The organism is Bacillota bacterium (genome assembly GCA_024655925.1).
In the GTDB taxonomy this organism is placed as follows: Bacteria; Bacillota; DTU025; order DTU025; family JANLFS01; genus JANLFS01.
In genome coordinates this window covers 1265-8979 of record JANLFS010000065.1, presented here as the reverse complement: position 1 = coordinate 8979, position 7715 = coordinate 1265, and the positions used below count along the sequence as shown (strand labels likewise).

Annotated in this window: 8 protein-coding genes and 2 pseudogenes; 3 read left to right on the top strand and 7 right to left on the bottom strand. The window is 59.4% G+C overall.

Annotated features, from left to right (window positions below):
* From NUW23_10660 to NUW23_10640, 5 genes and pseudogenes are all read right to left on the bottom strand, one after another.
* The coding region (locus NUW23_10660; GenBank protein ID MCR4426625.1) for an ABC transporter permease at positions 1-409 on the bottom strand (409 nt) is incomplete at its 3' end.
* A 111-nt stretch (positions 410-520) separates the two neighbouring features.
* Positions 521-733: pseudogene (locus NUW23_10655) on the bottom strand (AAA family ATPase).
* Between the two features lie 91 nt (positions 734-824).
* Positions 825-1675: pseudogene (locus NUW23_10650) on the bottom strand (Fic family protein).
* Between the two features lie 292 nt (positions 1676-1967).
* The gene (locus tag NUW23_10645; GenBank protein ID MCR4426624.1) at positions 1968-2306 is read right to left on the bottom strand and encodes a cupin domain-containing protein; all 339 of its coding nucleotides are present in this window, start codon (positions 2304-2306) and stop codon (positions 1968-1970) included.
* 23 nt (positions 2307-2329) lie between these two features.
* Positions 2330-3829 carry an NAD(P)/FAD-dependent oxidoreductase gene (locus NUW23_10640; protein MCR4426623.1) on the bottom strand — a complete coding sequence of 500 codons (1500 nt, stop codon included), beginning with the start codon at positions 3827-3829 and terminating at the stop codon, positions 2330-2332.
* A gap of 180 nt (positions 3830-4009) precedes the next feature.
* Here NUW23_10640 and NUW23_10635 point away from each other — a divergent pair, with 180 nt between their 5' ends.
* From NUW23_10635 to NUW23_10625, 3 genes are all read left to right on the top strand, one after another.
* Positions 4010-4330: a type II toxin-antitoxin system PemK/MazF family toxin gene (locus NUW23_10635; protein MCR4426622.1), complete on the top strand. Its 321-nt coding sequence runs from the start codon at positions 4010-4012 to the stop codon at positions 4328-4330.
* Positions 4331-4394: 64 nt separating this feature from the next.
* The gene (locus tag NUW23_10630) at positions 4395-4586 is read left to right on the top strand and encodes a type II toxin-antitoxin system HicA family toxin (GenBank protein MCR4426621.1); all 192 of its coding nucleotides are present in this window, start codon (positions 4395-4397) and stop codon (positions 4584-4586) included.
* Positions 4564-4776, top strand: coding sequence for a type II toxin-antitoxin system HicB family antitoxin (locus tag NUW23_10625; protein ID MCR4426620.1), 213 nt, complete (start codon positions 4564-4566; stop codon positions 4774-4776). Before NUW23_10630 ends, NUW23_10625 begins: the two co-directional genes overlap by 23 nt.
* 1546 nt (positions 4777-6322) lie before the next feature.
* On the opposite strand, the gene NUW23_10620 is transcribed toward NUW23_10625, so the two are convergent.
* Both NUW23_10620 and NUW23_10615 read right to left on the bottom strand, forming a co-directional pair.
* Entirely contained in the window at positions 6323-6724 is a 402-nt protein-coding gene (locus NUW23_10620; protein MCR4426619.1) for a hypothetical protein, read from the bottom strand.
* Positions 6725-6900: 176 nt separating this feature from the next.
* The coding region (locus NUW23_10615) for a hypothetical protein (GenBank protein ID MCR4426618.1) at positions 6901-7715 on the bottom strand (815 nt) is incomplete at its 5' end.

Here is a 7715-nt window from a genome sequence, read left to right as displayed (position 1 = left end):
CGGCCCCATTCCGGCCGCCCTGCATCGCTAGTATCCCGCCAACCAGGACGACGGCGGAGGCAGCCAGCGGCAACACGAAGTCCCTACTGATTAAGCCAACCGACATGGCAAAGTGCAAGAAAGACAGGTAGGTCACCCAGAGTATGCCGGTATCTTTCAATACAGCATGGGTCAGCGATCCAGATGGGGGCAGGCCCATGAGCGACGGCACGAGCAGGATCACGGCCGCTGTCAATAAGAGGGCGGTGCCCAAGGCTACGCAACCAAGTACCGCCTTGGCGGCGAAGACGCCAGCCAAGGATGTCGGCAATGGCAGTGAACCCTTGAGTGTCTTCTGCCTATATTCGGCTGTCAGTAATTGAGCGCCCATCACCGCCAACATCATCGGCCCCAACAGGAGGAGCTGCACCCCCAAGGTTTGATTGGCAAGGAAGGCGGCATCCCACGAACCGCGCTGGATGAGATCGCTCCGTGTCGGTTGCACCCAGCCGAACTCTCCGATTCTATCGTGTTCCACCAGGAGCCGGCCCTCGTGGATGACGCCGATACGATCCGCCAGTTGTTCCACCTCGGACAGGATATGGCTGGAAAGAAGGATGGTCACGCCCGTTTCGTCTCTGAGACGGCGCAGCAGGTCGCGAACCTCGCGGGCACCGGCCGGATCCAGCCCGTTGATAGGCTCGTCGAGGATGAGGAGCCGCGGCTTGCCGAGCATGGCCCAGGCCAGGCCCAGGCCGGCCCCCATGCCTTGGGACTTGTCGCGGCCCTGGTAGAAACGCTCGAAGACATGGGGCGGGTCGTGCGGGTCCAAGGGGGCCCTGGTTGAGGTCTCGGTGGCGCTCTCGGAGGTTCGTTATCTTTCTAGCGTTTTCCGTAGCTTCGTTGGCCACAGTCGTGACTCCCTCAAGAAAGAACTTGAGCCAACCCTCCCAGTCCCCGTAGTCTCTCACGGCTTGTAACCTTGCGTAGTACTCGGCCCTGTGCTGTTTGAAGTAGTGGGAGAGGTAGAGTAGCGGTCGCGTCAGTGCTTTCCTTTCACACAGGAGGAAGGTAATCAAGAGCCGGCCCACGCGGCCATTTCCATCCAAGAAAGGGTGTATGGTTTCGAATTGGGCGTGAACGATCCCAACCTTGATCAGTACAGGGATTTGTCTTTCGAGTGGAGGAACTTCTCAAGATTATCCAGGGCATTCTTCATCTCTGGGACCGGGGGAGGAACATGAGAAGCTGTCTGAATGGTGCTGCCTGGTGCACCAACCCAGTTCTGTAACTGTCTAAACTCCCCAGGACTACGTTCTCCGCCTTTTACTCCTTCAAGTAGCTTGAGGTGAATCTCCCGAACAAGCCGCAGGGATACGGGCAGTTCTGAGAGCCGCCTTAGACCGTGATTCATTGCAGAGATGTAGTTAATGACCTCTTCTACATCGCGAGGCTTATCCGAATCAACGACCTGTTCCTCATATTCCAGTACGTCTGACAGGGAAGCCTGTGTTCCTTCGATTTGGCTGGAAAGTACTGCCTCTCTACGCACATACATCAGAACAAACATATCCGGGTTCGGCAGCAGTTCGGAAGCACCATCAAGTCGACCGAGAGCGTGATCCGCCTGCGACAAGAGCAACTGCAGCCTGTCGTCAAAGACTATCGGCGGTTTCGGGGGAAAGTTGTTGGGTATAAACGCCCGGAATCAGGTCGGCTGCTTGACGTAGACACCGGCCCGATTTGAAGGAGAGGTCTGCTTGGCTATCTGAGCTGTCGCCTCCTTGCGGGATATCACAACCCAAGGTCGCCTCGTTGTTTTCGATTTAGGCCCAAAACAATAATAACATAACCCGATGTTTCCACAACCGAAAACAATGGATACGCCCCGCTCTGCCAGTGTGCATTGCACATCGTTAGGCGCCACTTGATCCAAGACCCTCAAGACATGGAAAAGTGCCCCAGTCAGCATAGTCTGAGTTGGGCAGTCAAGATTGTTCTACTTGATAACGGTCGGCTTGGTTAAAGAAAGTGATATCCGCATACCCAGAGTAGATCTTTCCCGAGTGTACCACGCCCCGGGGGATGAAGTATTGGTCCCCTTTGGAATAGGTCTGTTTCACGCCATTGATGACCAGGTCTATTCTTCCTTCGAGAACGACACCCCACTGACTCTCATGGGAGTGCTCGGGCAAGTCGACATCCTCGCTGAACTCCATGAAGATGATCTGGTGTCCTTCTCCCTGCGAAAGGTAGGCTGTTATCCCTCTGAGCGGGATGTCGGCCCGGGGCAATTGCCTTACAGGAGGGGGGAATATTGTTGACATCTCAACCAACGCTCCTTGTCCGCCTACGGCTTGGCGGTCGTGAACTTTCTCCGGTCCCCCAGGCAGATCTTCTTGATCACGTCCCTGCGGTCCTTGGCCGCCGGCGGCAGGCCGCCGCCGATCACGGTCCACTGGCCGATCATATGGAAGTTGGCCAGGCCGGGCAGGCTCTTGGGCAGCCCTCCCCGGAACATCATCCCCATCGTCTTCGCGGTGATGAGCCACCCCTCGAAGGACGCCCGCCAGTTCGCGGTGTAGTGCTCGTAGGTCATGGGCGTGGCCACGTCGACCACTTCCACCTGGCCCTCGATCCCCGGGAAGCGTCCCGCAAGCCCTTCCACGACTGCCGCGGCCACGCGGTCTTTCTCGGCCTGGTACGCACCCCGGTCCGCGTGGAGATCCCGCCAGTACTCGTAGTCCGTCATGAAGGTGACCACCACCACCGACGTGCCGGCCGGGGCCATGGTGGGGTCGTAGCAGAAATGCCTGTAGCCCATGCGGAGGCGGGGCTTCCCCGCCACCACGATCGGCCGGCGCAGGGGGAAGGAAGCCGTGGGCGGCTCGACGGAGAGATCCCGCGCCACGCCCAGCGAAACCTGGATCATCGGCGGGAAGGGCTCAAGACCGCCCTGGTAGTAGCCGCGTAACCGATCGTCCGCGTACCTGCCTTCGAGCATCCCGAAGATGGTCGAATGACCGTCCGCGGCAGAGATAACGTAATCCGCCCGGTGCTCGCGCCCGTCCGCGGTACGCACGCCCACGGCCCGGTCATCCTCGACCAGGATCCTCTCCACCCGCGCGTTGTAATGGACGCGGCCTCCCAGCCCGAGGTAGCGCCGTTCGATGGCTCGGGCGAACTCCAGCGAGCCGCCGACGGGGTAGCCGGCGTCACTCTTCTGCATGGCGGCTAGGATGAAACCCAACCCCAGCAGGGGGAAGCCCGACATGCCTCCGTACATTTCGGCGAAAGCTTCGCGCAGGAATGGATCGCTGAAGCGGCCGGCGTACTCCCGCACGGAGACCGGGCCGTACTTGCGGAAGGCACCCAGGACCGGGAGCATCTTCAAGCCGAGCTTGAGCCCTTCGAAGAGCCCGGGGTTTTCGATGGGCATCTCCATCGCGGCCAATCTACGGATCAACCCAGTGAACTCCTCGATGGCCGCCAGGTCCCCAGGGGCCAATTCTTTGAGGTGGCGCTCCAGCCGGTCGGCGTCTGTGTAGAGCGCCAGGTATTTGCCGCCCGGACCTTCGTAGCGGAGGAGTTCCTCGTGGTCTACGATGCGCTTGCCCTGAAGAGCGCCCAACTCTTCCCATATCTGACCGAAGCCGCCCGCCGGCGAGGTGCCTACCAGCCAGTGGATGCAGCCGTCGAAGACGTAGTCCCCCCGCCGCCAACTGGTGCAGAGCTCGCCCGGCCCAGAATGGAGTTCGAAGATGTCCGTTTCGTACCCGTTCGTCCGGGCGTAGCATCCCGCGGAGAGCCCACCGATCCCGGCGCCGATGATTGCGATCGATCTGATCATTCGAATCACTTCCGGTTGTCCTAGCTAGCGTCACCGGGAGACCGCGAAGGGAGGCCGGCGGCCGGCCTCCCTTCGCGCTTCTGCCAACGGGTTTCGATAGACGGGCACTATATCCTTGTATCTCCGGCCAGAAGCGAGGTGTGGTAGGTGTCAGGATATGTCCCTCGAAAGGGAGACCTAATGGCACTCAGTTTTGACCCACAGTCAGGCCATGAGCAGCGAGGGCGTCGCACCCTCGTAGTCAGTAACGGTCTCTTCAACAGGCACACGGGGTCCTGCATCGCTTGCCCTATCACCAGCACCCGTCGAGACTATCTTTCCCATGCGCCGATTCCCGAAGGCCAGGGGCGTTACAGGCTTCATCATGGTGGAGCAGGTGAAGTCGATCGACTTACGGTCGCGCAACGCCCGGCGCGTAGGAAGGGTCGCGGCTCAGGTCTTGGACGAAGTACTGTCAATCCTCGATGCATGCATGTACTGAGCACCAAGTACAATGATTGAGACCGACCCCGATTCGCAGCAGCGTGGGTTATGATGGTAGCGAGAGCCACCATTACAGAGCCCCATGCGAAGGGGGCCGGCACCATGGATTTTGCCACAGGGCAGTCGCAGGCAATTCAAGCATCCTGTTAAGCCTGGCCGAGCGACTATAGCTGGCGCATTCAGTGACGACCTTTCGCCGGGAACCCTAAACAGCATCATGAAGCAAGCTCAACTCAGAGGAGGGGCTAGCCATGGAGTACCTCGTGGTGATTGAGAAGGCGGAAAATGGATACTCCGCATATGTCCCGGACGTTCCAGGCTGTGTAGCAGCCGGCAACACACCGGCGAAGGCGCGGGCGAGGCTCGCTGAGGCTCTGGAAATGCATCTGGCAGGACTCGCTGAGGACGGGCTCCCAAAGCCGTCTCCTGCGGCTCGAGCCGATTACAGCTCTGTCTCCCGGTAGCAGAGGAGGCCTTCTGAGGCTCGTGAGGGCATCCCGAAGCAACAGGACAGGCCGAAAAGGAAGAGAGCCCCGGCGGATGCCGAGGCCCATTCTTCTCGGGAGCTTCCAGAAGGCCCGTCTTGGCATGAACAAGCCCCAGAGCAACCCGCCGCGGGGCTTGCAGTATCCAGGTACCTAGCCTGTACGACGCGCCCTCCCGCGCACACAACCCCAAAAACAGATGCTACGCCACCAGGGACTCGAACCCTGGACCCGCTGATTAAGAGACAGTGAAGCGAACCCCTGCCCACAAGCCCAAGAGCACGCACAACACCGTCAACGGTGCCGGACGGGGCCGAACCCGCTTTCCGCTGAGACCGACGGAGATGACCCGAGACGTGCGGAGTTGGCATCCAGTTGGCGCTCCCATCGTACACCTCAGCTCCACCGGCCTGCGTCCAGCTCCCTCCCCCTAACCGCCAGAAGCGACCCCCTTTCACCAACGAATCTATTGAGGGGGCTTGGACCTCAGTGGGTCCGTGCTAGGGCACTGACTGGCATCAATGAACGACGAAGACAGCATGACCAGGTTACTCAGGGTAACGGAGGTCGCTCATGGCTGCTGAACGTGCCGGAGGACCGCATGTACGAGATGGCTCGACAAGGGTTGCTGCCCGTAATGAGACTAGGCCGGCAGGTAAAGATGAACGAGCGCAAGCTGCAGGAGTGGATTAACCGAGGAGGCCAGGCTCTGACGGGCGGGCGGCGCAAGGAACCGGCTGACTGAACCATCTGCACGATGGCCAGGGGAGGCTCCAGGGCAAGACATCCCAGCCCAGCCGAGGGAGTGGAGGGAAAACCCCCTACCCCGCCCTCTTTTCTTGTGTACAGGGAGGTAAGACCCATGGCAGGGCAGATTATCGCACGCGGGGAGCGCGTGTCAGGTCCGAGTGTTCACGGGACGCGACCCGGTCACCAAGAATGACCGCACATATACAAGACCATACACGGCACCAAGGCTGATGCCCAGCGGTGCCTGAACGAACTCCTGCTGAAGAAGGACCTAGGCGGGCTGCGCACGCCGGACCCCCGGACAGTCAAGCGATACCTCGACGACTGGCTCGGAGTGGCGGCCAAGCCACGGCTGAGAGAGTCTACGTGCCGCGACCACAAATGGCTGATCGAGAAGTACGTGACTCCAGCGTTAGGCCCAAAGCGACCTCACCAACTCACCCCTGTCCGGATACAGGCCGAGAGTGTCGAAGACTGAGGGAAAGTCGTTCAGGCGCGTCTCCGCTGTGGTCTCGGGCACAGCGGCAACGACGAGTATTCTGCAGCGAGAAGGAGTGGCGGCTTCGAGAAAGGGGCCGTAGGTCAAGGCATAGCTGTCCGGTTGCCAGTCGTCACCGATCAGAAATGTAGGGAACACTTGTGTCTCAATGTGAGCCAGTACCCTCCCAACGTTATCGCGTATCAGCGGTGCCGCATCGGCCCTTGATCTCAGCACCTTGACTATGTCGGCGTCCGCTGGATACGCTTGTTGGACGGGACTCCCTCTCTGTAGCCATCAGTCCGCGAATACTACGAATGGTTCCACTTCATGGCCGTCGCTATCGTCGCTTGGATCATCGGGTTGAATGTGATAGGCAGTCGCTTCCTCATGGGTAGCACCTCGAATCGAGGTTGAAATGCTACCGACCTCCTCGCCTACCCACTCCACAAAATGCGCCAGAAACCCCGATTGTGGAATCGCACGACATTCGACACATGTGTCTAGAAAAACCTCATTGACCCCGTCGAAAACATCGTCTTCGTCATGCAACCTGCGGATTAGTGCTTCGAACTTCTCCATTACCTCTTCGACATTCTCTGCTTCCGCCACCGTTGTAAAGCACCCATGGTACGACTGATCTTCAACGGCACCAGTGGTGGGCTCTTTGTCAAACGAAAAATGGCCTAGGTAGATCATGTCATACACCCTCCTCCGTCCAATGTCTCGCGGTTCAGCGGCCACCATTCACTACCAGGGCGCTACTTCGACAGCAGCTGGCTCAGAACCTCCTGCTAGACGCTTGGCATAACCGCAGGTCCGCTGGGGCCGCTTGTTAGGCTGTGGATGGTTCCCTCGCGCATATTACGCGAGGCCTATGGATCGTCTCGCCTTCGCGCACGAATCTCTTGCCTACGTGCGAGCCATTTGCCCGGGAAGTCGTACTCGACGAACCGAGTGACTATCCCTTCTGGCGTGTCAGGGAGGCTAAGTGTCTCAATCGTCACACGAAATCGGTTGAGCGCATCATCCTTGTGTTCAGCAGACCACCTGAAGGGCTTGCCCTCTTCGGCATCGTGTAGTCCCTCCAATACGGCACCACACGAAGGCCAGTCACCGCCCGTCCACAGCCAGACGTGCCATTCCGCCATTCCGGCCAGGAGTACTCCATGGACAGACCTCGGAAGCCACCCACTTGCCTCAGACAGCAACCAAACCATGTGATCCACGTGCTCGTACAGTGACACTGGAGGACCAAACACACCTCCAGAGAAGTAGTCATTAGCTATGTGAGCTGCTTCGTACCCCCCAAAGCGAGGGTCCCTGAGTGCCCACTCCTCATCACAGAGCGGGATCGTGCCGTCAGTTGTCAGCTCAGTGCTACTCCGACTACCCTGCTTGCGCATCTCGTTATGCCGACGCGCTGATTCCTCGTAGAGCTTCGAGAATAGGGTGTCGAACTCGCCCGACATCCCAGGGATCACCAGCTGAGGAGCGTATTCGACAAGCAACCGCGGGAACATCTCGCACGTTTCGAACAGCCCAGGTTGGGAATGGATGAAATCGTGCACTTCGTCCGGACGCGTAAGCGGAGTGATGCGGTACTTTTCCGCCGCATCTGACCAGTTCATCTGAAGTGCGGTCCACGCTAGCCGTTCTCCCCATTGCTGGGGTCCGCCCTTCTTGGGAG